This window comes from Arthrobacter pityocampae (assembly GCF_002927275.1).
GTDB classification, from domain to species: Bacteria; Actinomycetota; Actinomycetes; order Actinomycetales; family Micrococcaceae; genus Arthrobacter_D; species Arthrobacter_D pityocampae.
The window spans coordinates 37,736-61,927 of record NZ_PRKW01000001.1 but is presented as its reverse complement, the minus strand read 5'-3'; the positions used below and the strand labels follow the sequence as shown (position 1 = coordinate 61,927).

The following is a 24,192-nucleotide window of genomic DNA, read 5'->3' as shown; positions in this document are numbered from 1 at the left end:
GCACGTTCAGCAGACGATGGGGTGCGGGCACATCCCTCGGGCTTCGTGGAGAAGCAGACCCATGAAGAAGGGCAACAGCGACGCAGGACCACCAACACTTCGCACCGAACGCGCGGCAGGACCGAATGAATCCAGGCGAGTACCTCGGAATCGCCGGCCTCGTCCGTTCGATCCTGGGGCCGCTGAGCGAGATCAGGCGCAATCCTGTGGGCTGTGCCGCGAGCCCCTGCTCATGGCCATGGAACGTACCTGGCAGCCGTCACATCCCAGGCAGTCGGGGACGACGGCGGTGAGTCGCTTTGCAGCGTCAGATCCGGCCGGTCTCGTGGGCCCACATGGCGACCTCCACGCGGTTCCGGGCGCCGAGCTTCCGCATGAGGCTGGCGACGTGGGCCTTCACGGTGCTCGGGGTGATGTACAGCTCGCCGGCGATCTCGTTGTTCGTCCGCCCGCGGGCGACAGGCACGAGGACTTCCTCCTCGCGGGCGGTGAGTGGTTCGATCGGCTGCCTCGCTGGTGAGGTCCGCGCGTGGGCGAATGCCGCGAGCAGTCTGACGGTCACGCTCGGTGCGATCAGCGCGTCTCCCTCCGCGGCCGCGTGGATGGCCTGGGTCAGCAGGGTGGGCCCGGCGTCCTTGAGCAGGAACCCGCGGGCGCCGGCCTTGAGTGCACCGTGGACGTACTCGTCGAGGTCGAAGGTGGTGATGACCACGATCGGCAGGGGGTCAGTGACATCGGGGCCGGCGAGACGACGGGTGGCTTCGATGCCGTCCATCAGCGGCATGCGGATGTCGAACAGGCCGACGTCGGGGCGCAGCTGGAGCGCCAGACGGACGGCCTCGCGCCCGTCGGCGGCCGCGCCGACGACGTCGATGTCGGGTTGGGCGTCGAGCAGCATCGTCAGGCCGGAGCGCACGATGGGCTGGTCGTCGGCGATGAGGACCCTGATGCTCATCGGGGCGTCCCGGTTCGGGGCAGGACCGCCTCCACCCGCCAGCCCCGCTCGGCGGCGGGACCGGCGTCGAAGGTCCCCCCGAGCAGGGAGACGCGTTCCCGCATCCCCACCAGGCCGAAGCCTGTCGCGGCGCGACCGCCGGCAACGGAGGAACCGTCGTCATCGATGGTCAGCCGTATCCGGTCGGCGTCGCCGGAGACGGCGACGATGACCTCAGTCGCGTGGCGGGCGTGCCGTCGAGCATTGGTGACGGACTCCTGGGCGAGGCGGTAGATCGCGGCCCCGACCGCCGGGCTGAGGTCGTCGAACTCCCCGGACAGGGTCACCGTGACGTGGGGACGCGTCCGGCCATCGGTGGCGAGCTGCTCGACCTCGGCGACGCCGGGTTGCGGCGCGAACTCGGAGTCCTGGGAGGCGCGGAGCACGCCGACGATGGCGCGCAGCTCGGTGAGGGTCCGGGTCGCTGCGTCCTCGATGATGGCAAGAGCCTCGACGGCGCGCTCGGGGTGGGAGGCTGCGACGGCGCGTCCTGCCTGGGCCTGGATGGCGATGCCCGAGACGTGGTGGGCCACCGTGTCGTGGAGCTCGCGCGCGAGCTGTTCGCGCTCGCGGGCCTTGGCCTGGTCGATGTCGCGGCTGCGGATCTTCTCGCGATAGCGGATCGCGGCGCCGAGCGTCGCTGCGAACAGGAAGATCGCGTACCCTGCGACAGCCTCCCACAGGCCGGCATCCTCGGCGATGTAGGTGATGGGCAGCCAGAGCAGGATCACCCCGAGGCCGCCAGTGGCTTCCCGCGCGGAGCCCCACCGGATCAGGGCGTAGGTCAGGATCAGGGTCGCCGAGACACTCGAGGGCAGAGCACCCTGCACCCCGGTGAGGATCCTGACGACGTCGATGATCGTCAGGGTGCCGAAGGCGACCTCGACTGCGACGAGCGGGTGCGTGCGTCGCCACAGCAGGGGGCCGAGGACCGCGAGCGCAGCGATGAGCAGCAGCGGGCCCGGCGCCATGTCCTGGCGCAGCGCTGCTTCCACCAGGGACCAGCAGATCAGTACTGCGACCAGGACCCAGTCCCGCGGCCCCCGGTCCCGGGGGTGCGTCGGTCGAGGTCCGGCCCACAGCGCGTGCAGTGGGTTGGTGGCCATCTGGTCAGTCTAGGCAGCCCGCGTGTTCGGGGGATCAGCCGGAAGTACAGGAGTTCGGTTGTGCCAACGGGCAGGTCGGATCAGGCCCCCGGGCCGATGTGCCCGACGCCGGCACGCGTGAAGGTGGAAGCACCTATCCAACCAAGGCGAACGGAGCTTCTCATGAGAACACCTCGATCCCACCCCGGGCTGCAGGACCCGCAGTCCCGCTCCCCGCTGGAGGACCGGCGCATGCCCGTGCAGGCCAGGATCGCCGCAGCGTGGACCACTTTCATGTTCCTCTACCTCTACGTCGACGTCTTCAACTTCTACAAGCCCGGAGTCGTCGACGGCATCCTGAACGGCCTCGTCTGGGAGTTCGACATCAGTGCGACGCTGTTGACCGTCTTCCTCGTGTCCGTGTCGATCCCGGCCTTGATGGTGGTGCTCTCCATGACGCTGCCCGCCCGGGTCAACCGCGCCACGAACCTCGTCGTCGCGTCGCTCCTGATCCCCTACTCGATGTTCAACGCGGCAGGGGCCACCTGGGAGTGGGCCGCCTTCTACGGCATCTCCATCGGCATCGAGGTGCTGCTCCTGGCCTACATCCTGCGCTCCGCCTGGACCTGGCCTCGTCGCGCTCCATCGCCGACAACCATGGCACCCGGTCGCGACAGCGAGCCGCACCATACGCCGCTTCAGGCCTGACCCCCGGCACTCACGGCAGATGGATGGCGGCCGACGACGCGCCCGGCGGGGAAACACCGCTCGGGTTCGGGGTCGGAAAGATCACCACGGTGGTCCCCGCTTCCCTCGACGCCATGACCAGGCCGGTGGATCCGGACCGGTCATGGCGTCGGCGCGAGAACGGTGCCACGCTTTCCGTGTGCCGGTGCGGCGGTAGGACCTGGACGGAGGGTGGGTGATGAGCGAGATCCGTGTGAAGACGGCCTCCGGACGGTGGATCCTGCTGGCAACAGTGCTCGGGTCGGGCATGGCGGGGATCGACGCGACGGTCGTCAACATCGCGTTGCCGACCATCGGCGCGGACCTGGGCACCGACTTCGCAGCTCTCCAGTGGATGGTCACCGGCTACACCCTGACGCTTGCCGCCTTCATCCTCCTCGGCGGTTCCCTGGGCGACAGGTTCGGGCGGCGACGTATTTTCGTCGTCGGCGTCGTCTGGTTCGCGGTGGCATCCCTGCTGTGTGGCCTGGCCGCTAATGCCGACCTGCTCATCGCGGCACGCGCTCTGCAGGGGGTCGGAGGGGCCCTGCTCACGCCCGGCAGTCTCGCCATCATCCAGGCAAGTTTTGCCGGCGAGGACCGCGCACGCGCCATCGGTGCCTGGTCAGGACTCGGCGGTGTGGCGACCGCCGTCGGACCCTTCCTCGGCGGCTGGCTCGTGGAGAGCGCTTCCTGGCGCTGGATCTTCCTCATCAATATCCCCATCGCCGCCGCCGTCATCTGGATCGCGGCACGGCACGTCCCCGAAACGCGTGACGTCGACGCGACCGGCCGGCTCGATCTTGCCGGAGCCGTCCTCGGGGCGCTGGCACTCGCCGGCACGACCTACGCCCTGATCGCGGCGCCCACCGAGGGGGTCGGGTCCCCGGCCGTCCTCGCCTCAGGAGCGGTGGGCCTCGCCGCCGCCGTGGCCTTCCTCGTGGTCGAATGGCGGGCCGAGCACCCGATGCTTCCCTTGCGGATCTTCGACAATCGGCAGTTCAGCGCGGCGAACGCCGTCACCTTCCTCATCTACGGTGTCTTCGGCGGCATCTTCTTCCTGCTCGTCGTCCACCTCCAGGTCGTGGCGGGATTCAGTCCGCTGGCGTCCGGGATTGCGATGCTGCCCATCACGGCACTGATGCTCGTCCTGTCCCCCCGCGCGGGTGCGCTCAGTTCCCGGATCGGGCCGAGGCTCCCGATGACGGTCGGACCACTGCTGTGTGCTGCGGCACTCGTTCTCATGCTCCGAATCGGGCCGGACGCGTCCTACCTCGTCGACGTGCTGCCGTCGGTGATCGTGCTCGGCCTCGGCCTGTCACTGCTCGTTGCTCCCCTTACATCGACGGCGCTGTCCGCCGTGCCGGAGGGCCAGGCCGGACTGGCCTCCGGCGTGAACAACGCTGTGGCCCGGGCCGCGGGTCTGATGGCAATCGCCGTCCTGCCGGCCGCCGTCGGACTGACCGGCGACGCCTAAAGCAACCCCGAGGTCTTCGAGGCAGGATTCGACACCGCCTGCGTCATCGGGGCGGTCGTGCTGGTCCTCAGCGGCATTCTCGCCGCTGTCACCATCCGGAACCCCACCCTGTCGGACAGCGACCACCCCACCTACTGCGCTGTCGACGGCACCCCGTCTGCTCCCGGCGCCCTCCGTGAGGCTCGCGGCGAGGACGGGTCGCCGTCCTGACCGAGCAAGGACGCAGGCGCCCAGCGCGGACGATCAGCCGCGTGCCACCGGTACCGAAACAGGGCTCTCGCCCCTGCACCCGAGGCCGACCACATGACATCGTGGTCCTTCGTCGAGCCGCCGGGCCGGCACGCACAAGGAGGGCATCATGAGTCTGCGCGACACGATCAAGAATGCGGCGAAGAAGCTCGTCGGCAGGGCCAAGGAAGTCACCGGCAAGGCGACGGGAAACGACAAGCTCGAGGCCGAGGGACGGAGCGACCAGGTCAAGGCGAACCTGAGGCAGGCCGCTGAGAAGGTGAAGGACGCCTTCAGGAAGCGCTGACGGCCCGGTACGGGTACGGAGATTACTGGGCGGTCTTGCTCTTCTTCTCGCTACGGCGGGTGATGAACAGCCACGCCAGAATCCAGCCGCCAAGTGCAGTCACGATCCAGACGAGGAGAGTCGCACCCACCCACGCCATGAAGCCACTGATGGTGAGCCCGCCGTCGAACCATGAGGCAATGGTCAAGGCGATCAGCGTGGTGACCAGGCCGATGCCGCCGAGGATGGGCGCCGCATACTGACGGGCCATGTTGAACACGAACGGTCCGAGCACCCCCTGGGCGAGCGCGAAGACGACCACAGCGACGAGGAAACCACTCGGCTGCAGCACCACACCCGGCACGATCCAGCCTGCCAGGAGCAACCCGATTGCTGCCGTCGCGAGATTGATCACAACGTGGATCAAGAAACGAATCATACCGACATCCGATCGTGTCGAGCCTTTCGTCCTAGGCTCCCGACTCTCGAGCGATCACGCCTCGCCTGCTTCGGGTGACTCTGATCGGCCGGGGTCGCCGGCTCGATGTCGGAGCAGCGGCCTCAGCAGTCCTGCCGGGCAGGTGATGCTCGTCGCGATGAGGAGGGTCCGATCGTCGATCAGGGCCGCGCCGACCATGGTCACTCGCACGCTTCCAGGTGTACGAATGGACCTGGTCATGTCTGTGAGTCCACCCCGCACGTGCGCTGGGAACGGATGCCGGCCCGTGGTCAGCACATCGCCGAGCAGCTTCGGCGGTGGGTCGACGCCCGAGGTTCTGGACGCCGGCGGCGCAACGATCGAAGCACGAGGAGCCACGCGATGATCGCGAGGGCCCGACGCCGCAGTGGCCCGGCCCGACGATTCGCGCAGGTGCTGATCGTCGGGCCGGGAGTCGTTGGCGACGCGGCGGCTTTTCGGGATCGGCGCGTGAAGCGGCCGTCGGGCGGTGGGTGAGGCTTACCTTTGCTCGTTGCGCACCGAAATCATGACTAAATTGTCGGTCCGGCGCGGGGTTACCCTCGTGGGATCCACCACGACGGCGGCCCGAGGGCCGCCTCCTCGGATCAGCCAGGAGGACTCATGACCGACATGATCAGCGTCACGGACAGCCCCAGCGTCACCGAGTGCAGCGTCCGCGCCTGCTCGTTCAATCACAACGGCTGCAACGCCGTCGCCATCACCGTATCCGGCAGCGAGGATCATGCCTCGTGCGCGACGTTCATCGATACCGCCGTCAGCGGGGGGCTGCCGAAGATCATCGCGCACGTGGGCGCCTGCCAGCGCTCCGAGTGCCGGTACAACCACGACCTGCTGTGCGGAGCGCCGGCCATCAGGGTGGGCCCCGGCGCGGACGCCGCCGACTGCCTCACCTACACGCGCGCCTGAGGCGAGCAGTACCTGCCGGCCGAAATGGCACGGACCCCTCTGCCCCGCGGACGTCGACTGGCCTCGGGCCCGCGGGAGCCGTGCGGTCATCGACAGGTTCGACGTCGCTCGTTGGCCATGGCTCTTGAAGAAACGAGCCAGGGGTGGCTCGTTGCTTCAGACAGCGCAGTCCTGGCACGTGCCGACTATCTCGGTCACGGGGGAGATCTCGTCGAATCCCAGGGTGCGGCCGAGATCGGCTGACCAGATGTCGACGGTAGCCGCTTTTAGTTCTTCGGTCTTCCCGCAGAGACGGCAGATCAGGTGGCCGTGGTGGTCCGGTCTAGTGCAGCGGCGGTAGAGCGTTTCGCCGTTTGCTGCGTGGAAGACGTGAACGTCCCCGCTGTCGACGAAGTGCTGCAGCGCCCGGTAGACGGTGGACAGGGCCAATGGTTCGCCGTGCCTGGCGAGGGCTGTGTGTAGCTCCTGGGCGGATTGGAAGCGGTCACTGCTCGTCAGGAGGTCCATGAGTGCTGTGCGGCGCCGGGTGGTACGCATGATCGACCGTCCTTTCCGCGGGTCGAGGGCTGATAGTCGCGCCTCGGTGAGGCTTGCGGTGCCTCGTGGACGGCCGGATGAGTGGCCGGGTGACGGCGAGGACGGCGTAGAGGCCGATGGAGAGCATGGTGATGGTCGCGCCCGGAGACAAGGGGTGGAAGTAGGTGATGGAGAGTCCGACTACGCAGACGGTGCCGCCGAGCCCCATCGCGACACCCATGGTGCGCCGGAAGGATGCCGCGAGCAGTTGGGCGACGGCGACCGGGACGATCATGAGCGCTGAGACCAGGAGCACGCCGACGACCCGCATGGAGATCGCTACGGTCAGTGCTGCGGTGATCGCGACGATGATGTTCAGGGCGCGGACGGGCAGTCCGCTGGCCCGGGCGAACTCCTCGTCGTGGCACAGGGCGAAGAGGGCCGGCCGAAGGCCGAGTCCCACTCCGAGGATCAGTGCGGCCAACCCGGCGGTCAGCCAGACATCCAGCTCGTCCACGGTCGAGATGGAGCCGAAAAGGTATCCGGTCAGGTTCGCGGACGTTCCGCCGGCGAGGCCGATCAGGATCACCCCGCCGGCGATGCCCCCGTAGAACAGCAGGGCGAGGGCGACGTCGGCACTGCTGGTGCCTTTCTCCCGGACGTATTCGATGAGCAGGGCACCGGCGATGGAGGCGACGACCGCCCCGGGTACCGCCCACGCTTCCACGGATGCGCTGCCTGCTCCGGCGCCGGCAAGCCATCCCATGGCCACACCGGTGAGGGCCACGTGTCCGATGCCATCGCCCAGCAGGGCCAGGCGTCGCTGGACCAGGTAGGTCCCGATGACCGGTGCCGCGGTTCCGACCAGCACGGCAATCAGCAGGGCTCGCTGCATCAGTGGGCTGCCGAGCATGGCGGCGAACGTGTCCCAGAATTCTGCGGTCACAGTCGCCACCGTGCCCTGAGGTCGGGGACCGGGTGCCGGTGGATGAAGGCACCTTGGAGCGTGTCCGGGTGGTGGTGGCCAGGGTCGTCCGAGGGGGCCGATGGTGGGGCTCCGTCCTGGATCACTCGCCCTTGGTCCAGTGTCACCGCGCGGTCGATCAGGGGGCCCAGTTCGGCCAGTTCGTGCAGGACCACGATGATGGTGGTTCCGGCGCTGCGGAGTCGCTGCAGGCTGGCGGCGAGGGCAAGCTTGGACGCTCGATCAATCCCTGAGAGTGGTTCATCGATGATCAGCAAGTCCGGTTTCCGGATGAGGGCCCGTGCGATGAGGACACGCTGCTGCTGACCTCCCGAGAACAGGTGCACGCTCTCTCCCGCCCGGTCGGCGAGGCCCACCTCCGCGAGGGCGTCCCGTACCCGCCCGCGACTTCCCGGTCCTGGGCGCAGGCGCCGGCCGGTGAGCAGCCCTGACAGCACGACCTCTTCGGCGGTTGCGGCCATCGGGGGGCTGGTGTTGACGCGCTGGGGGACATATCCGATGCGAGACCAGGGCACGGCCCTGCGGGCCGAGACCTCCGTTCCGTAGAGACTCACCCGACCGGAGGCCGGCGGCACCAGTCCGATCAGGGCCTTCACCAGGGTGGTCTTGCCCGACCCGTTGGCGCCGAGCAGGGCCAGCGCCCGCCCGTCGGGCACCTGCAGGTCGATCCCGTCGAGGATCGGACCCGTCCCGAGGTCGACCGAGAGATCCTCGACCAGCACGGCCGTCGTGGGGCTATTCACAACCCAGTGCCTCCTGCAGCGCAGTGAGGTTGCTGCGCATGACGGACAGGTAGTCGGTGCCAGGGTCGGCGAGGGTTTCCAGGGGATCCAGCACGGCGGTCCGGACCCCTAGATCGGCGGCGATCGTCTCGGCCACTTTCGGGTTTACGAGAGACTCGGTGAAGATCGTCGTCACGTCCTCGCCCTCGATCACCCGCTGGATCTTGGCCACCCGGGCGGGTGCGGGTTCTGCGTCGGGGTCGATTCCGGCGATGCCGGTCTGCTCCAGATCGTACCGGCTGGCCAGGTATCCGTAGGCTTCATGGGAGACGACGATCGTGCGCCGCTCACAGGTGGCCAGGCCGGTGGTGTATTCCTCGTCGAGTGCTGCCAGGTCCTGGGTGAGCTGGTCGGCGTTGGACGCATATGTTTCTGCGTTGGCCGGATCGATCTCACTGAGCGTGTCCTGGACCTGCTCGGTGACCGCGGCCAGGCGCTGGGGGTCGAGCCAGAAGTGCGGATCCGCTGAGTCAGCTGACTCGCCGCCGAGGCTGGTCCCGTTACCTGTCTGCAGGTCCGCCGACCCGGCGACGTCCAGGGCGTGGTCCGGGGTTGTCTGTTCCACGGCTGCATCGACGGCCGGCTGGAAGCCGGAGGCATATACGACGACGGACGCATCGGCCAGATCACTGACCATCGCGGGGGAGAGTTCCAGGTCGTGGGGCTCGGCCCCCGCTGGTGTCACGGAACCGACGTCCACGGCCTCCCCTCCGACGGTCTGCACCACGAACTGCAGGGGGTAGAACGATGCCAGCGCGTCCAGGGACGCCCCATCACCCGCAACGCCACCTTCAGCGGTGTCGTCGGCGGCGCCGCACCCGGACAGGATCAGTGCGGTCAGGGCGACGGGTAGAGCTAGTGAGCGACGCAGTGCGGTCATCATCGGTGTCCTCATCAGGGTAGGTACAACCAGACCCGGCGGCCTCGAAGCAACCGAGACCGCCGGGAAGGTCGTGATGGATCGAGCAACGTCCAGTGCAGAGTTGGCAGTGCGCAGCCTGGCGGTGCGCCGTCCGGCCCTGGACGGGGCTGCGGGTTCTAGTCTTCGTCCTCGTGGTCGTGGCCTGCGTGGTCTTCGTCGTGGCCTGCGGACTCCGGGTCCCCGGTGACGACGGCGAGCTCCGTGGGTGTCTCGGGCAGGTCGATGCTGTCCAGGACGGTGCCGGCTTCGATGTCGACGACGTGCAGCTGCTGGGCGGCGGCATCGGTCACATAGGCGAAGCCGTCGGCTCCGACCTTGACCAGAGGGGCGGGCTGCTGCCACTCCTCCGGCTCCTCCCACGGCTCGACGACGTCGATCTCATGGATGACATCGCCGGTCTCCTCGTCGAGGACGTTCAGCTGTCCGTCGTACGTCAGGATCAGGGCTTCGCCGTCGGCGCCGCGGGCAAGGGACCGGAACCAGTAGGACGATCCGAGGTCCACGGTGGTCACCGAGTCGGTCAGCGTGTCGAACAGGCCGATGCGAGTGGGACGCTCCTGCTCGGCGTCGGGGTCGATCTTGTAGTCACCGAGGATGATCGACGAGTCGTGGTGGCCGAACAGATTGCCGGAGCGCTGGTAGTCCTCCTCCACGGCGACCTTGTGGAACGCGCCGTCCCGGTAGATGACCGGTCCGTTCTCGCAGCCCAGCGCTACGACGTCCCCTTCGGCCGTCGGTTTCGCTGCGGCCTCGCCGTGCACGCCGGGACAGTCCGTGGTCTCGGCGACGACCTCTCCGGCGGGGGAGAGCACCTGCACGGTGTTGCGGGCGTCGGCGGTACCCTGCGTCAGCAGGAGCTCTCCGCTGCTCAGCGGCACGGCGACACCGTGGTGGGCCGTCTCGGTCGAGTGCTCCTCGATCTCGTCGTCGCTGATCTCTCCGTCGTGGATGGCCTCGGAGTCCATCACCGTGATGGCACCGGTGCCATCCGAGAACAATGCCGTCTTCCCGTCGTGGACGACCACGTGGCCGGGCTCCGGCGCCTCGATGGTGACGTCGGTGAGCTGGGGATCGCTGACGTAGTAGTGGTCATGGTCCCCATGTCCCTGGGCGATCAGCCCGGTATCGAAGAGGCTGAAGCCCTCGCCGGTGCTGACCATGACATGCCGGCCGTCTCCTGCGTTGTTCAGGCGGAGGAAGCCCTCCATCTCGGTGGTGGCAACGACATCGCCGGACTCGGTGTCGACGGTCATCACCCCACCGTCGTACGTCAGCACGGCTCTGGGGGCGAGGGCCGCGACCTCCGTCTGGCCCTCGACCGCGGCGAGGGATTCCTCGGACGCCGATTCCGAGGCTGACTCTGATGCCGACGAGGTCGAGGAGGTTGACGCAGCGGAGTCAGTGGAGTCGGAGGAGGTGGACGGAGCGGCGGTGGAACACGCCGACAACAGAAGGGCCGCAGCGACAGCTACGGAAAGGACAAGAGGTGATCTGAAACTGGACATACGCCCACCCTAGATGCGAGTGAGTATCATTAGCAAAATGAGTCGAGCGTGCTCTTCCGTGGGTGCCGGTGATCCTGCACGACCTGCTCGACGACGGTGTGGTGATGCGGCGCGTCCACCGGGACGAGGAGTTGGTGGAGCGTGGATCGACGGTGCTGGAGCACGGGTGTGTGAGCTGCACAGTCCGGCTCGACCTCGCTCCGACTCTGCTGCGGCTGGCGGCTACCGGGGTGAGTCGCGCCATCGTCGGTTTGCCACCCGGGACGACGGCCGAGAACGCGATGAACGGCCTGCACTCCGTCGTTCCACGCGCTTTCGTCCTCGACACCGTGGCGCTGGCGGTACGGCCTGATGATGCGGAGGACCAACTCTGGGACCATCACACCCTCTTCGGATCCGGTTACACCGCCGTCCCCGAGGACGGGCGAACCCCTGACGGATTCCTGGTCGGCGAATTCCTTTTCGCCGGCACCGTACTGGCCACCGGCGCTGGCCAAGGAATCCGGCGACGGAGATCTTGCAGCGTCGGTCGCCCGTTCCAGGGACGGTGTTCTCATTTCCGCGCCCTGCCTGCAGCACTGTGCCGAAGGGGCGGTCGGGGCCGTCGCGGTCCGCGCCTCGGACGCCGACATCACCGGGCCCTCTATCTGGCTGGGTGGCCTGAACGACGTCGGGCGCCCTCATGCGCTCGGACGGTGGATCGAGCAGTGGCAGCCCGGCGAGGGGCGAGCAAGTAGGCTGCCTCTGAGTCTGAGCAGCGCCGTGATCGGCATCGGCGCGCCCATCCGCTTGAGGCCAATACCTGAACCTCTTGGAATAATCGGTGTGGTCGAAAAAATCCACTCCCTTTCTCAACAACCGATTGCTCCTACTGCCGCGAGCCGGGCACAAAGAACCAGGCGGGCGCCGATCTGTGGAGGAGCTGCCCGCTCCTGCGGACAAGCTGCGTCCTAGTGCTCGTCGTAGTGGTCGCCATGCACCGCGTGCCGGTGACCATCGTGGACATAGTCGGTGTGATCGCCGTGACTGACCGCCTCATGCGTGCAGTCCGCAGCACCGTGGGTGTGATCGGCGAGGCCGTGCTCGGCCGGTGCGTCGTGCTCGTCGTAATGATCATTGTGCTCGGCGTGACGATGACCGTCATGGAGATAGTCCGTGTGGTCGCCATGCTGAACCGTCTCGTGGGTGCAGCCGGCGCTACCGTGCCTGTGCTCGTCGACGGTGTGCTCGGCCTTGATCTCGGTGCTCATGGTGCTCTCCTTGGTGCGGGTACGCCCCGTATCCGGTGGATGGCTAGTGCCGGTGATCGGTCAGCGCGTCAACCGCATCGCACCCCGACCTGCTGACAGTTACCAAGTTCATACTCCGCAGCACCCGCGGATGCTGCGATACCAAGGGCTGGGACAACCCCGTGGCTTCCACGAGTGACCCCACTGACCCCGCACCACCCGCAAGAGAGGTCAGGATCCTCAATCTCGAGACGGTGCTGAGCGCCTCAGACAAATCTGCTACCTTCTCGAGCTGAGCGTCATCGGTCACACCAATAGATAAACACGTATGCATACAAGTATGCGAGGGAGAGTCGGAGAAGGTGACGATGCCGAGTAAGTAGATGCTTCTCGGAGAAGGATTCTTCACTTGGACTTCAGGTGACCGCACTGCGCCGATACGACGGCTTTCGTTTGACTGGTTCACCGTACGGGCAACCGGAGGGTGGCTACATCGAGGGGGCGGCTGGGGCTCGTCGAAGACCATGGGCGATCAGGTAGTCGCTCCACCGTGTCAACGCGGTGGTGACTTCCGATTGTGCGAGTCCGTACTGTGCCGCCAGTCCGTTCGGTTCGCGGGACCGGTGGGATACCTATCGGGGGAGAGGAAGCTCAGCGTTTCGGGGTCGGCTTTGGTGATGGTGGCAGGTCCTACGGAACCGAGAACCCCTTCACCGCAGCGCTCGGGGCAGACCCAGGAGAGCTTGTCCTGACCGAAGGCCAGCGCGTGGACTGGTTTCTCGAGTATCAGACAGCACGAAGGCGGCTGGCCTACGAGGACAATGCGGTCGTCGTACATTTCTTTGCCACCCACGTACGAATCGACCCCAAGCATGCAGATTTCTAGGAGCGCAGCAGGATCCCGCCACGGTCGCGCTGCGGGGCAGTCCCAACTTCCGCAATCAACGCTGTGTCTGATGCTGGTGGAACTCTGTGTGGCGCTGGTAGAACAGAGCATGGTCATCGACGGGTTCGAACCTCATCCGATTGTCCGTCTGCTGGGTAAGCCCTCGGCCGACTTCACCGGCGGTGATCTCGTGCGAGCGATCGAGCAGTTGGGGCTGCAGCAGGTGAACCTGCGCTATGTCGGGGGCGACGGGCGCCTGAAGACCGTGGCGTTCCCCATCAATTCGCGTCAGCACATTACCGAGGTACTGACCCGGGGCGAGCGTGTAGACGGCTCGAGTGTTTTTACTGGCACTGGGGCCGTGAGCAGTGATGTGTATATCGTCCCGCGTCACCGCACCGCCTTCGTCAATCCCTTTGGGTATCGTCCGTCGCTCGATGTGTTGTGCTCTTTCTACGACGAGGCCGGACAACCTTTGTCCCATGCCCGCGAGCAGGTGGTGCGCCGCGCTGCCGAGGTGCTGACGCAGGAGACCGGCATGACGCTCGAGGCCTTCGGGGAATTGGAGTACTACCTCGAAGACGAGCCCGAGCACATCTACCCTGTCGAGGAGGAGCGCGGCTACCAGGAGTCGGGGCCATTCTCCAAAGGTGAGCGCGTGCGGGAGCAGGTACTGGGTCACCTTTGCGCGATGGGAGTGCCGGTCAAGTATGCCCACGGCGAGGTGGGCAATATCCTGCAGGACGGCCGGCAGCTGGTGCAGCACGAGATAGAGCTCCAACCCGTGCCCGTGGAGCAGGCGGCCGATAACCTCGTTCTGGCGAAGTGGGTGGTGCGCGAGGTGGCCCATGCCCGCGGTATCGAGGCGACTTTCGCGCCTTCAGTGAGCGGCAAGGGCGCAGGCAACGGCCTGCACATCCACAGTCGGCTGGTACGCGACGGCGCCAATGCCATGGTCGGCGCGGAGGGGATGAACGACACCGGGCGCCGGCTGATTGCCGGTTACCTCTCGGCGGCCGCGGCGTTGACGGCGTTCGGCAACACGGTTCCCACGTCCTACCTGCGATTTGCTGACGGTGACGAGTCACCGGGAAGCATCTGTTGGGGTGAGAAGGACCGCACCGGACTGGTTCGGGTCCCACTGGCCTGGGGCGGGGACGTGCTGGCCGACATGGTTGCGCACGCCAATCCTGGCCGTGTCGAGCCCGTCCCCGAACCCGCTATCGACCCCCAGACCGTCGAGCTCCGGCTCGCCGACGGCTCGGCAGACGTACACCTGCTCATGGCAGGGATGGCCGTCGCGGCGAGGCGCGGGTTGAGTGATCCGGGAAGCCTGGAGGTGGCCGAGCGGCTCAGCACCGCTACCCATGGCGACTTCGAGCAGCTACCCACCTCCTGCACCGGGTCGGCCGACGCGCTCGAGGCTGAACGGGAAATGTTCGAGACCGACGGCGTCTTCCCTGACACGCTCATCGACGCCTTGCTCGAGGGACTCCGCGATACCGACGCCACATCCGACGAGGGGCCCGAGAAGGACGACGCTATCCGTGAGGACCTCATCCGCCGTCACTGGCACGTCGGCTGAGCTCCGCCTGCTCCATACCTCCACCGCGAAGCTCCCCCGAATCTGATGCGCAGCTGCTGCAGACCGTGATCAACGCCCCTCTGTGCTGGTGCAGACGCGGTCATGGGCACCGAGGGGGCAAACCATAGCCCGAGTCGTCTTGCGCAGCGCAACGGTTCCCGCCATCGGTGCCTGAATACCCGGGCCTGCACCGTCGGTGTTGCTGGTCCTAGGCGTCGTGTTGGGTCGGCATGTCGTCGGCTAGTGGCACTGACGTATTTGGCAAGGTTTGAGCGTTGAAGTCGATGATCTGCCAGCCGCGGTCGGTGTGTTCTTCCAGTACTGTCCAAGCGCAGTTGGCCATGCCGGCGAACATTTCGCGCATGTGGGCTGGGGCGTCGAAGAAGGCCAGTAGTCCGCTGCGCAGGGCTGCCCCATGTCCGACCAGTACACCGGTGCCACCGTCGCGCAGGGCTAGGGCCGCCTCCACCATCACGGACTTCATCCGCTGGTTCACTTCCGAGGGCAGTTCGGCACCGGGAACCCGGTAGTTGTCCTCCGTGAAGAACCTCCTATGAATGTCCGGGTGCTGCTGCCGGAACTCGTCGAAGGTGGTGCCTTGACGGATGCCCACGTGGTATTCGCGCAGCCGCTCGTCCAACACAGGTTCCAGACCGGTCAGTCGGGCCAGCTCGACGGCGGTTTGGCGGGCGCGTTCCAGATCGCTGGACCAGATGAAGCAGGGCTTGAAGGTGGCCAACAGTTCTGCTGCCTGCTGTGCCTGGCGGCGCCCGGTCTCATCGAGCGGGATGTCTGCGTGGCCCTGTGCTTTTTCCAGCACGTTCCACTCAGTCTGGCCGTGCCTCCACAACACCAGGCGGGGACGTGTCCCGGCGGCCGGTATCTGGTGCATCAGCTCTCCCCACTGCCGCTCGTTCCCCAAGGGCTTCCGGCCTTGATCCAAGCCCGTCCCATTTCTGTCAAGGAGGTCTGCGGTCCCGGACCAACGCAGCTTCGATCTATTCCCAAGGGACGGGCGGAACCGTAGGCTTCGATCTGATCCTATCGATAGCCAGGCCGGAGGGGACCGGCAGGCTCGGCGAGAGGGAACCGGCATGCGTGCAGAGGTTCAGGCTTGGTATTCGGCCCGAAGCTTCCGGGGACGCGCGTTCGACCGGCAGGACTTAGGGGCACGCAAGCAAGGTCAGCGCATCAGCGTAGTGCTCCCCGCGAAGAACGAGGCGGCAACCATCGGGGCGATCATCACCGCGTTGCGTACCGAGTTGATGGAGGAGCTGCCGCTGCTGGACGAAATCATCGTCATCGATTCGAACTCCACGGACGATACCTCCGCGCTAGCGGCGGCCGCTGGAGCCACGATCGCACACCAGGACCAGATCCTGCCGGACACAGGGTGCATCCCCGGCAAGGGCGAAGCGCTGTGGAAGTCCCTGGCGATCGCTTCGGGGGACATCGTCGTGTTCATCGACGCCGACCTGCAGGAGTTCGACGCGCAGTTCGCGGTTGGTCTGCTCGGCCCGTTGCTGACCAATCCGCAGGTTCACTTCGTCAAGAGCTACTACGACCGCCCCCTCAATGATGGGGTCAGGGTCATGCCATGCGGCGGTGGCAGGGTGACCGAGCTCGTAGCGCGTCCCCTGCTGAATCTGTTCTGGCCCGAGCTGGCCGGGGTTGTCCAACCGCTGGCCGGAGAATACGCCGGCCGCCGCAGCCTACTCGAATGCATACCGTTCGTCTCCGGCTACGGCGTCGAGATCGGCATGCTGATCGATGTGCTGGAAACGGTGGGCCTGGACGGTATGGCCCAGGTGGACCTCGGAAAACGCCGCCACCGCAACTCGACCGATGGCGAACTGGCCAAGATGGCGATGCAGATCCAGCTCACCGTTCAATCACGGCTTCATCGGCGCGGTCTTGCCTCGGCCGTTCCAAGCACCGTGGAACTGACCCAGTTCCTGCGGAACGGGGAAAGCTATATTGGTGAAACCGCCATCGTCGGGGTGTCCGAACGACCCCCCATGCTGGACGCCGGTCAGCACCGGTCCATGACCGGCGAGCGGGCTTGAAGATGCGAGTTCTCGTGAATGCCGGCCCGTGGTTGCCCGTCCCGCCCTCCGGCTACGGTGGCATCGAAACGGTCATTGCCACCTTGATTCCCGAACTGCGCCGGGCCGGTCTTCATGTCACGCTGGCGACCGTCGGGACCAGCACGATCGAAGCCGACAGCTATCTGTATCCGCTGGCCGGGCCCCAGATCGCCTCGATCGCCCGGCCCTACAACCAGGTCTCAGGTATCGCGCACGCCCAAATGCAGGGAATCGTCCAGGCCATCTACGACGGCGGCACCTGGGATCTTGTCCATGATCACCTCGAAGTCGTGGGACCCGCGGTCTTTGCTGCGATGGGCACTGCAGCCCCCCCAGTGCTGCAGACCCTGCACTGGGATCTAGCCAAGCATCGCGCGTTCTACGAATCCTTCGACGGTCGTGGTCGTGTCCGGTTCGCCGCGGTATCGCAGTCCCAGCTGGACCGCGCCCCGGAGGCACTACGGCGCCAGACAATCGGTGTCGTCCCGCTTGCGGTTCCGGCGGCACTGGAGGTTTGGGCGGACAAAGCAGATCATGCCCTGGTGCTTGCCCGCATCACCAGGGACAAGGGGCAGGATGCGGCCGTACGGATCTGCCGACAGGCCGGCTTGCCGCTCGTACTCGCGGGGCCAGTCGCCGGCATCGATAGTCCTGCTGAACTGGACCGCCGTCTTACATCTGGTGATGCCCAGCTGACGTCCCACCCTGATGTCATCTACTTCCAGGACGAGGTTCGTCCGCTGCTCGATGGCAACCGGTACCGGTGGATCGGGGGAGTCGGTGGTGAGGCGAAGGAACGCGTCCTGCGTTCCGCCCGGGTACTCCTGGCACCCAACCGATGGGCCGAGCCCGGAGCGACAGGGGTGGTGGAGGCCCTCGCACGGGGTGTCCCCGTCGTCGGCACACCGCTAGGGGTGCTGCCCTCGCTGGTGCAGCACGGCCGTACCGGGTTTCTTGCCGCCGGTGAACCGGAGCTCGCAGGGTTCCTGCAGAAGCTGGACAGTATCCGTGCCGAGGACTGCATCGAGGCGGCGTCCGTCTGGACACCGGAGGCCATGGCTGCCAGCTACCTGCGGTTGTACGAACGGACTCTCCAGGAGGTTGCGTGACCGTCAAAGTAGCTCTTGTTGGGGCCGGTTCCGTAGGGCAACGCCACGTGCGCACCCTGAAGCACCTCGGCGTGCGGATCACCAGTGTCACCGATACCCATCCGGCGGCTGCGGAACAGGTGGCCCGAGAACTGGACGTACGAGCCTTCACGGACCCCGAGAATGCGCTGGACCTCACGGACGCGGATGCCGTCTATGTCTGCGTTCCTCCTTTCGCGCACGGATCAGGAGAGCGCGCCGCGCTTTCCCGGAATCTGCCTCTGTTCGTCGAGAAGCCGGTCGGCCTGGGCCGGGAAACCGCGGAGGAGATCGGAGTGCTCGTCGAGGCTGCAGGTGTCATCACCGGCACCGGATACCACTGGCGCTGCGCGGACACCATGGAGCACGCACGCGACCTGCTGGCGGAGGCACCTGCCCTGCTGGCCAATGGCTACTGGCTCGATAAGCGCCCGCCGGTCCCGTGGTGGGGTCGGGTGGACCGCTCCGGCGGGCAGGTCGTAGAACAGCTGACCCACGTTCTCGACGCCGCCCGTTTCCTCCTCGGCGATGTCGTCGAGGTCTATGCCGCCGGCATCCGCCGTGCGGCGGAAACCGGGACGCAGACAGCAGGCAGGGCCAGCCGCGAAACGGACGACGTCGACGATGCCACTGCGGCCACGCTGCGCTTCGCCTCCGGAGCGGTGGCCACCATGGCTGCGACGTCCGTGCTGGCCACCAAACACCGGGCAGCTCTACATACGGTCAGCCGCGGCCTGTACCTCGAGGTGTCCGAAGCCGGCCTCAGCAGCTTCATCGGCACCTCACGAACGGATCTTGAAAGCGCGGAGGATCCACGGGTCACGGTGGACCGGGAATTCATCGAAGCCGTCCTAGGTGAGCGGGAAACCACACGCACTCCCTATGCCGAGGCCCTGAGCAGTCACCGGCTCGGCTGCGCCATCACCGAATCGGCCCGCCTCGGACTGCCGGTGAAGCTCCCCCAAGGTCGGTCCGCGGCTTACGGGGCATGAGCGTGAAGCGCCGCCGCAATCTCATCATCCCGGCACCTGGCTCCCTGGAAATCATAGAGGAGCAGTTGCCCGACATCCCCGAGGGCGGACTGCTGCTCGAAACCCTCGTCACCGGTCTGTCCGCGGGTACGGAACTTGCCTTCGTGAAGGGAGACCATCCAGGGCTGCGATCACGGCTTGATCCCGACCTGGGCCTCTTCCTGCCGCACTCCGCCGGCACCGCCTACCCGATCCGCAGGCTCGGCTACATGGAAGTCGCCCGGGTAGCGGAATCACGAACTGACGCGCTCGCAGAGGGAGACGTCCTCGCCTGCGCCTACGGGCATGCCACCATGCATGTGGCGGATCCGCTCAACGAGCATCTGGTGCTATTGGGCGAGGACCTCGATCCGCTGCTGGGCGTCTTCGTGGCGCACCTCGGGCCGATCTGCGCCAACGGTCTACTGCATGCGGCAGCGGAGGCGACCGGCGGCATGGTCCGCGGTCTTGGCGACGGTGTGGAAGGACGTCAGGTGCTGATCACCGGAGCCGGTCCCATCGGGCTTCTCACCGCACTGTTCACCCGTGCCCTCGGCGCACGCGAGGTCGTGGTCACAGACTCGGACCCCCGCCGCCGCCGAACAGCGGAAGAACTGGGTTTCCTCGCGCTGGATCTGGAGGATGATCCCGGCAGGCTACTGAAGGCACGGTGGCGCCATGGCCCAGCAGACCGGGGGGCGGACGTCATCTTCCAATGCCGTGGACGCCCCGAAGCACTCCATGCCGCCCTCCGTGCCGCCCGCCCCCAAGGAAACATCATCGATCTTGCCTTCTATACCAGCGGAGCGGACGCCGTGCGTCTCGGCGAGGAGTTTCACCACAACGGGCTTAGCCTGCGCTGTGCACAGATAGGCCGGGTTCCGCGCGGCTTGGCAGGTCAATGGGACCGTGCCCGGCTCTCCGCGGAAACCATCAAGCTGCTTCACTCTGACGGCGACATGATCCGCAAGCACCTGATCACCGACGTCGTACCCTACGACGACGCACCGCAGCTGATGTACGAGGTCTCCCAGCGCCGAAAGCACGTCATGACCGCCGTCTTCGCTGTGGACTCCCACACTTATGAGCATGTGCCGTCACGTCGAGAAATTCCGTAAGGGAATCGTGCAACCGCCGGCGGGCTGGCCGATTACGCGTGTTCCACAGGGAGCCACAGTTCGCACATGGCTCTGCTGAAATCGTCGGCTCGCTCGAGGACCGAGACGATGGATGGGCCCGGGCGCAGACGCCATGGGTTGGAGGGGAACCAGTCCGTGGCAGTAGCCGCCCACGCGGACTGCAGGGCAGCCGGGTACTCGCCCTCGGTCCGGAGCACCGCCCAAATCCCGGCCGGCACTTCGATGACGTCCAGTTCCTCGGGCGCGCGGGTTTGCTCGGTGATGGCGACTCCGTGGAGGTAGGTCAGCTCGCTACCTTCTGAGTAATCGGGGTCGACGTTGTTGCTCACCTGCAGCAGGCCGGCCGGCTCGGTGTTGCCCAGGCTCTTGAGACGTGCGTGTTCATCGGCGGGTATGGATGCGACGTGCGCCTGGATGTGCGGGTTGATGCCCTGGTGAATGAGCGGCACCTGGGCTGCGTGGCCGACGAGGCGGAAGGCCGGGCGTTCTGTGGTGCGGGTGTCCATGGTGATATTCCCTTCTACGATCAGGCGGAACCTGAGCTGTGATTGAGTGCGAAGGGGGCCGCCGTCCCGGCGTACCTCGCCGGGCGTTACGCCGTGCACGGACCGGAAAGCCCGGCCGAAGGCTTGGGTCGAGCCGTAGCCGTAGCGCACCGCGATGCTCAGCAGGTCACCGCCGCCCAGGACGTCCGCTGCGGCGTGGGTCATGCGTCGGCGTCGAACGTACTCCGACAACGGGACGCCGGCCAGCGAGGAAAACATCCGACGGAGGTGGTACTCCGTCGTCCCGAGACTCATCGCAATGACGGACACGTCCAGGTCATCGGTCAGACTCTCCTCGACCAATTCAATGAGTCTGTTCAGCTCAGCGATCACGGCTCTCCCTTCACCGTCCAGCCTTTCGGGTCTCCGTCATCGGGATCCTACTATCGCGGTCCGATTCGATCACCTCACCGGTCACACACTTTCCGCAACCCGGTAGTCGAACGTACGGTACCGCGCACCCAACCGTGCACGATGAGGATCCTTTTCCGTACGTCCGCTGCGAGCACGGGTGCGACATCGCGTCCGGGCAGGACGTCAGGCTCGCCCACGGTCCCGGCGCGGTCCCCCTCGTCGCGCAGGCCTCAGCCCGGCGACGCGTCATACCGCCGCCCTGGACGTCATCGCCGACCTCACCGCCACCACAGGTACGCCGCCGCCCGGAAACGTCTACCGCGCCGCCGGCACCCGGTCCGACTGGGTCGCCGCCCAAGTCACCGAGCAGCTTGTCGACCGCTGGGCCGACCGCCTCGGCGGCGTCGCCGTATTGCCGCACAACAGCCACCTTGCCGTCGGCGGGCGGCATTGCGTCCCGCCGCTGGGCGACGAGACGGAGCGTCAGGTGGGTCCGCTGGAGTGCACGTCAGCACGCGAAGCGGACTCCGGCACGCACGACGTCGGCGACGCCGGAAGAATCTTGAAGAAAAGTCGGACTGACTGTCGATTGGGCGGCAGGCCGTTCGCTGTCACTATGACGGAGCCGGACAAGCCGGTCCGCGAATGCAGGAGGTAATCCCATGTCCCAGTACGCGATCCTCATCTACGAAGACCCGGCCTATTACGAGACCCTGCCGCCCGAGGGGTGGCCCGCGGTGGTCGAGGCGCACAGTGTGTTCACCAAGGGGGTCGTCGAGCACGGTGGGTCCATCACGGGCGGCGGCGCGCTCAAGCCCGTGACGACGGCCCTCAAGATCAAGGCCGGCACGGTGACGGACGGCCCGTTCGTCGAGTCCAAAGAGTCCTTCCTCGGCTACTACACCGGCGAGGCGCGCGACCTCGACCACGCCATCGAGCTCGCCAAGCTGGCCCCGGCCACCGGCGGCGGCGTCGAGCTCCGCCCGCTGCACGACCCGTCAACAGGCCGGCTCTGATCAGTCACCGCACATGGGGCCGACCGCGTCCGCCATCCAGGCGGCCGCGGTCAGCTCCGGCACTGGCGAAGGCCCACTGCTCCGAGTGGGCCTTCGTGCTGTCCGCCACGGTGCGCGACGCGGGCGACCTGGACGTCGTTGAGGAGTACGCGCAGGAGGTCAGCGCGTTGCAGGCCTGGACCGGGACGGCGTCCCGGAGCGGCCCGGTGGCTGATTACGGCGGCGCGGAACCAGGCGCTGTACCGGTTGCATCGCGAGGTCACCCTCCCGCGCAAGCTCCCGCTGCTCGCAGAGCCGGCGGTCACATTCGTCGTGGTGATCGCGCTGATCGGAATGGGCGCCAGCCCCGATTCCGGCCGGCCTCTTCAACCCGCTCTCGATTCTTTGACGCGGATTCCGCGGTTCGTGTCGATTTCGGGCTTGCCCGTTCGCTGGAGGGGTGCAACGGTTCCCATAACGAAAGGACACGACCGTGAAGTACGTCATCATGTTCACGACCACGCCTGAACTCGACGCAGCGGTGTCGCCCGAGCACGCCGAGCAGGTCTATCGCCGCACCTACGACTGGTTCGGCACGAACCGCGCGGTGCTGACCGCTGCCGGCGCCCAGCTGCAGCCGGTCACCACCGCGACCACGGTCACCCACGGCGGCGACGCGCCGGTCGTGGCCGACGGGCCGTTCTCGGAGGCGAAGGAGGTCATCGGCGGATTCCAGGTGATCGACGTGCCCGACCTCGACGCGGCGATAGCCATCGTCAAGACGTGGCCGCTGCTCGAGCTGCCCGGCGTTTCGGTCGAGATCCGCCCGATCGTCGTCGACTAAGCCACCTCGAGCCGTGAACGAATCGGATGGCGCGGCCGCGGAGTCGGGGCGGGCCCGCGCCGCGGCAACTGATCGACTTCTCGCGAGGGTGATCCGCGAGGAGTCCGCGCGGATCGTCGCGGCGCTCACAGGTTGGCTCGGGAGCCTCGACCTTGCGGAGGAGTCGGTCGCCGAGGCGATCGAGGAGGCCGTGCGCCAGTGGCGCACGGCCGGGGTGCCCCCCAATCCCGGGGGCTGGCTGACGCAGGCGGCCCGCCACAACGCCCTCGACCGCCTGCGGCGCGAGAAGCGGTACCGCGAGAAGCTGGCCCTGCTCGCCGATCCGGCCGAGGCCGCACCACGCGCCGGCACCAACGAGCCCGACGAGCGACTGCCGCTCCTGTTCGGCTGCTGTCACCCCGCTCTCTCGCCGGACGCGCAGCTCGCTCTGACGCTCCGTGCGATCTGCGGCCTCACGACCGCGCAGATCGCGCGTGCCACCCTGGCCCCGGAATCGACGGTCGCGCAGCGGATCGTGCGGGCCAAGCGAAAGATCGGTGCCGCCGGCATCCCCCTGCGGATCCCCGAGGGATCCGAGCGGGCCGCGCGCCTGGGTGTCGTCCTGACCGTCGTCTCCGTGATGTACAGCGAGGCCCATCTGGTCGCGGGCGCAGACGCCGCCGCGGACCGCGACCTCGCCGACGACGCCCTGTGGCTCGCGCGCGTCATCGCACACGAACTGCCACGCGAGGCGGAGGCACAGGGACTGCTCGCACTGCTGCTGTTCCACCGAGCACGCGAAGGAGCACGCGCCGTCGATGGAGAACTCGTCCTGCTCGCCGATCAGGACCGGGCGCGGTGGGATCGCCGACTGATCGCCGAAGCACAGGCCGTGCTCGAGACGGCGGCGATGCTACGACGCCCGGGACGCTGGCAGCTGCATGCGGCGATCGCCGCATGCCACTCCGACGCGCGCGACGGCGGCGATACCGACTGGCTCCAGGTGCTCACGCTCTACGACATGCTGCTGGCATACGACCGCTCGCCCATCGTACGGCTGAACCGCACAGTGGCCCTCGCTGAGGTCGACGGACCGGAGGCCGCGCTCGACGAGGTGGATGCGCTCCGACCCGCACTCACGGGATACCACCTCTGGCACGCAGTGCGCGCGCGGATGCTCCGGCACGTCGGCCGTCGGGACGAGGCGATGGCCGAGGACCTCCGCGCCCTCGAACTCACGGCGAACGACGCCGAGCGGCGTCTGCTGGAGGCGCGGGTCGATCGCTGAGGCGGGCTCGCCGCGATGCGCCCGGCGCCTCGGCGTCCGCGCCACTCGGGAGGACATCAAGCCTCGACCGGCGCAAGGGCCGCCGATACCCATCGCTCCACCGTGGTCATGCCGTCGCGCGAGCACCCTCGAAGCCAAGGACTCCTGGCGCCTCGACGATTCTGCAGAGCTCTTTGAGACCTACTGCGGTGGTACTTTGCGGGGTTTCCAGGGTTCTCGGTAAGCGATCCT

General features: G+C 67.1%; 26 protein-coding genes. 14 read left to right on the top strand and 12 right to left on the bottom strand.

The genetic code is table 11. The features are described 5' to 3' along the window. Window positions 1-307: 307 nt before the first annotated feature. The gene (locus tag C4K88_RS00375; RefSeq protein WP_104119679.1) at window positions 308-955 is read right to left on the bottom strand and encodes a response regulator; all 648 of its coding nucleotides are present in this window, start codon (window positions 953-955) and stop codon (window positions 308-310) included. Then, on the bottom strand, window positions 952-2,100 hold the full coding sequence (locus C4K88_RS00370) for a sensor histidine kinase (RefSeq protein WP_104119678.1): 1,149 nt from the start codon (window positions 2,098-2,100) through the stop codon (window positions 952-954). The genes C4K88_RS00375 and C4K88_RS00370 overlap by 4 nt, the downstream gene beginning before the upstream one ends. Before the next feature lie 162 nt (window positions 2,101-2,262). On the opposite strand from C4K88_RS00370, the gene C4K88_RS00365 reads away from it, so the two are divergent. The 4 genes from C4K88_RS00365 to C4K88_RS00355 all read left to right on the top strand — a co-directional run bounded on the left by C4K88_RS00365 (window position 2,263) and on the right by C4K88_RS00355 (window position 4,817). After that, window positions 2,263-2,787 carry a DUF6326 family protein gene (locus tag C4K88_RS00365; protein WP_104119677.1) on the top strand — a complete coding sequence of 175 codons (525 nt, stop codon included), beginning with the start codon at window positions 2,263-2,265 and terminating at the stop codon, window positions 2,785-2,787. A gap of 217 nt (window positions 2,788-3,004) precedes the next feature. Beyond that, window positions 3,005-4,282 (top strand): MFS transporter, encoded by a 1,278-nt coding sequence (locus tag C4K88_RS00360; protein ID WP_241521638.1) that lies wholly within the window; start codon window positions 3,005-3,007, stop codon window positions 4,280-4,282. A gap of 57 nt (window positions 4,283-4,339) precedes the next feature. After that, a complete protein-coding gene (locus tag C4K88_RS17670; protein WP_241521637.1) occupies window positions 4,340-4,492 on the top strand; it encodes a hypothetical protein in 153 nt (50 codons plus the stop codon). A gap of 148 nt (window positions 4,493-4,640) precedes the next feature. Continuing rightward, on the top strand, window positions 4,641-4,817 hold the full coding sequence (locus C4K88_RS00355; protein WP_104119676.1) for a CsbD family protein: 177 nt from the start codon (window positions 4,641-4,643) through the stop codon (window positions 4,815-4,817). A gap of 22 nt (window positions 4,818-4,839) precedes the next feature. Here the strand turns inward: C4K88_RS00355 and C4K88_RS00350 are convergent, their stop codons facing one another. Beyond that, entirely contained in the window at window positions 4,840-5,223 is a 384-nt protein-coding gene (locus C4K88_RS00350) for a phage holin family protein (protein WP_241521636.1), read from the bottom strand. A 654-nt stretch (window positions 5,224-5,877) separates the two neighbouring features. Here C4K88_RS00350 and C4K88_RS00345 point away from each other — a divergent pair. Next, window positions 5,878-6,183, top strand: coding sequence for a DUF1540 domain-containing protein (locus C4K88_RS00345; RefSeq protein WP_104119674.1), 306 nt, complete (start codon window positions 5,878-5,880; stop codon window positions 6,181-6,183). Window positions 6,184-6,339: 156 nt separating this feature from the next. On the opposite strand, the gene C4K88_RS00340 is transcribed toward C4K88_RS00345, so the two are convergent. The 7 genes from C4K88_RS00340 to C4K88_RS00305 form a co-directional block, all read right to left on the bottom strand. Next, complete coding sequence (locus C4K88_RS00340) at window positions 6,340-6,690, bottom strand: Fur family transcriptional regulator (protein WP_241521635.1); 351 nt, start codon at window positions 6,688-6,690, stop codon at window positions 6,340-6,342. Further along, window positions 6,668-7,612: a metal ABC transporter permease gene (locus C4K88_RS00335; RefSeq protein WP_104120264.1), complete on the bottom strand. Its 945-nt coding sequence runs from the start codon at window positions 7,610-7,612 to the stop codon at window positions 6,668-6,670. Before C4K88_RS00335 ends, C4K88_RS00340 begins: the two co-directional genes overlap by 23 nt. A 29-nt stretch (window positions 7,613-7,641) precedes the next feature. Next, entirely contained in the window at window positions 7,642-8,427 is a 786-nt protein-coding gene (locus C4K88_RS00330) for a metal ABC transporter ATP-binding protein (protein WP_241521634.1), read from the bottom strand. Continuing rightward, window positions 8,420-9,349, bottom strand: a complete 930-nt coding sequence (locus C4K88_RS00325) for a metal ABC transporter substrate-binding protein (protein WP_241521633.1) — start codon at window positions 9,347-9,349, stop codon at window positions 8,420-8,422. Before C4K88_RS00325 ends, C4K88_RS00330 begins: the two co-directional genes overlap by 8 nt. 155 nt (window positions 9,350-9,504) lie before the next feature. Continuing rightward, window positions 9,505-10,641, bottom strand: coding sequence for a hypothetical protein (locus tag C4K88_RS00320; RefSeq protein ID WP_206604325.1), 1,137 nt, complete (start codon window positions 10,639-10,641; stop codon window positions 9,505-9,507). Between the two features lie 1,202 nt (window positions 10,642-11,843). Next, entirely contained in the window at window positions 11,844-12,143 is a 300-nt protein-coding gene (locus tag C4K88_RS00310; protein WP_104119671.1) for a hypothetical protein, read from the bottom strand. 43 nt (window positions 12,144-12,186) lie between these two features. Then, window positions 12,187-12,456, bottom strand: a complete 270-nt coding sequence (locus C4K88_RS00305) for an ArsR/SmtB family transcription factor (protein ID WP_241521682.1) — start codon at window positions 12,454-12,456, stop codon at window positions 12,187-12,189. Window positions 12,457-13,078: 622 nt separating this feature from the next. Between C4K88_RS00305 and C4K88_RS00300 the strand changes: the two genes are divergently transcribed. Both C4K88_RS00300 and C4K88_RS17020 read left to right on the top strand, forming a co-directional pair. Further along, window positions 13,079-14,593, top strand: coding sequence for a glutamine synthetase beta-grasp domain-containing protein (locus tag C4K88_RS00300; protein ID WP_206604324.1), 1,515 nt, complete (start codon window positions 13,079-13,081; stop codon window positions 14,591-14,593). Window positions 14,594-14,695: 102 nt separating this feature from the next. Further along, window positions 14,696-14,872 (top strand): transposase, encoded by a 177-nt coding sequence (locus C4K88_RS17020; protein ID WP_146065569.1) that lies wholly within the window; start codon window positions 14,696-14,698, stop codon window positions 14,870-14,872. Here C4K88_RS17020 and C4K88_RS00295 read toward each other — a convergent pair. Next, window positions 14,802-15,485 carry a histidine phosphatase family protein gene (locus C4K88_RS00295; protein WP_167398936.1) on the bottom strand — a complete coding sequence of 228 codons (684 nt, stop codon included), beginning with the start codon at window positions 15,483-15,485 and terminating at the stop codon, window positions 14,802-14,804. The two genes, C4K88_RS17020 and C4K88_RS00295, sit on opposite strands and share 71 nt — an antisense overlap. Window positions 15,486-15,687: 202 nt before the next feature. On the opposite strand from C4K88_RS00295, the gene C4K88_RS00290 reads away from it, so the two are divergent. Genes C4K88_RS00290 through C4K88_RS00275 form a run of 4 tightly spaced genes read left to right on the top strand, consistent with a single transcriptional unit; the run spans window position 15,688 to window position 19,935 of the window. Beyond that, window positions 15,688-16,659: a glucosyl-3-phosphoglycerate synthase gene (locus tag C4K88_RS00290; RefSeq protein ID WP_104119668.1), complete on the top strand. Its 972-nt coding sequence runs from the start codon at window positions 15,688-15,690 to the stop codon at window positions 16,657-16,659. Window positions 16,660-16,673: 14 nt separating this feature from the next. Continuing rightward, on the top strand, window positions 16,674-17,789 hold the full coding sequence (locus C4K88_RS00285; RefSeq protein WP_241521632.1) for a glycosyltransferase: 1,116 nt from the start codon (window positions 16,674-16,676) through the stop codon (window positions 17,787-17,789). Then, window positions 17,786-18,799, top strand: coding sequence for a Gfo/Idh/MocA family protein (locus tag C4K88_RS00280; RefSeq protein WP_104119666.1), 1,014 nt, complete (start codon window positions 17,786-17,788; stop codon window positions 18,797-18,799). The genes C4K88_RS00285 and C4K88_RS00280 overlap by 4 nt, the downstream gene beginning before the upstream one ends. Then, window positions 18,796-19,935, top strand: a complete 1,140-nt coding sequence (locus tag C4K88_RS00275) for a zinc-binding dehydrogenase (protein ID WP_104119665.1) — start codon at window positions 18,796-18,798, stop codon at window positions 19,933-19,935. Before C4K88_RS00280 ends, C4K88_RS00275 begins: the two co-directional genes overlap by 4 nt. A gap of 32 nt (window positions 19,936-19,967) precedes the next feature. On the opposite strand, the gene C4K88_RS00270 is transcribed toward C4K88_RS00275, so the two are convergent. Next, window positions 19,968-20,834: an AraC family transcriptional regulator gene (locus C4K88_RS00270; RefSeq protein ID WP_104119664.1), complete on the bottom strand. Its 867-nt coding sequence runs from the start codon at window positions 20,832-20,834 to the stop codon at window positions 19,968-19,970. Window positions 20,835-21,517: 683 nt separating this feature from the next. On the opposite strand from C4K88_RS00270, the gene C4K88_RS00265 reads away from it, so the two are divergent. The 3 genes from C4K88_RS00265 to C4K88_RS00250 all read left to right on the top strand — a co-directional run bounded on the left by C4K88_RS00265 (window position 21,518) and on the right by C4K88_RS00250 (window position 23,961). Then, on the top strand, window positions 21,518-21,871 hold the full coding sequence (locus C4K88_RS00265) for a YciI family protein (protein WP_104119663.1): 354 nt from the start codon (window positions 21,518-21,520) through the stop codon (window positions 21,869-21,871). Between the two features lie 472 nt (window positions 21,872-22,343). Further along, entirely contained in the window at window positions 22,344-22,694 is a 351-nt protein-coding gene (locus C4K88_RS00255; protein ID WP_104119662.1) for a YciI family protein, read from the top strand. 13 nt (window positions 22,695-22,707) lie between these two features. Then, window positions 22,708-23,961 (top strand): RNA polymerase sigma factor, encoded by a 1,254-nt coding sequence (locus C4K88_RS00250; RefSeq protein ID WP_104119661.1) that lies wholly within the window; start codon window positions 22,708-22,710, stop codon window positions 23,959-23,961. Window positions 23,962-24,192: the final 231 nt, after the last annotated feature.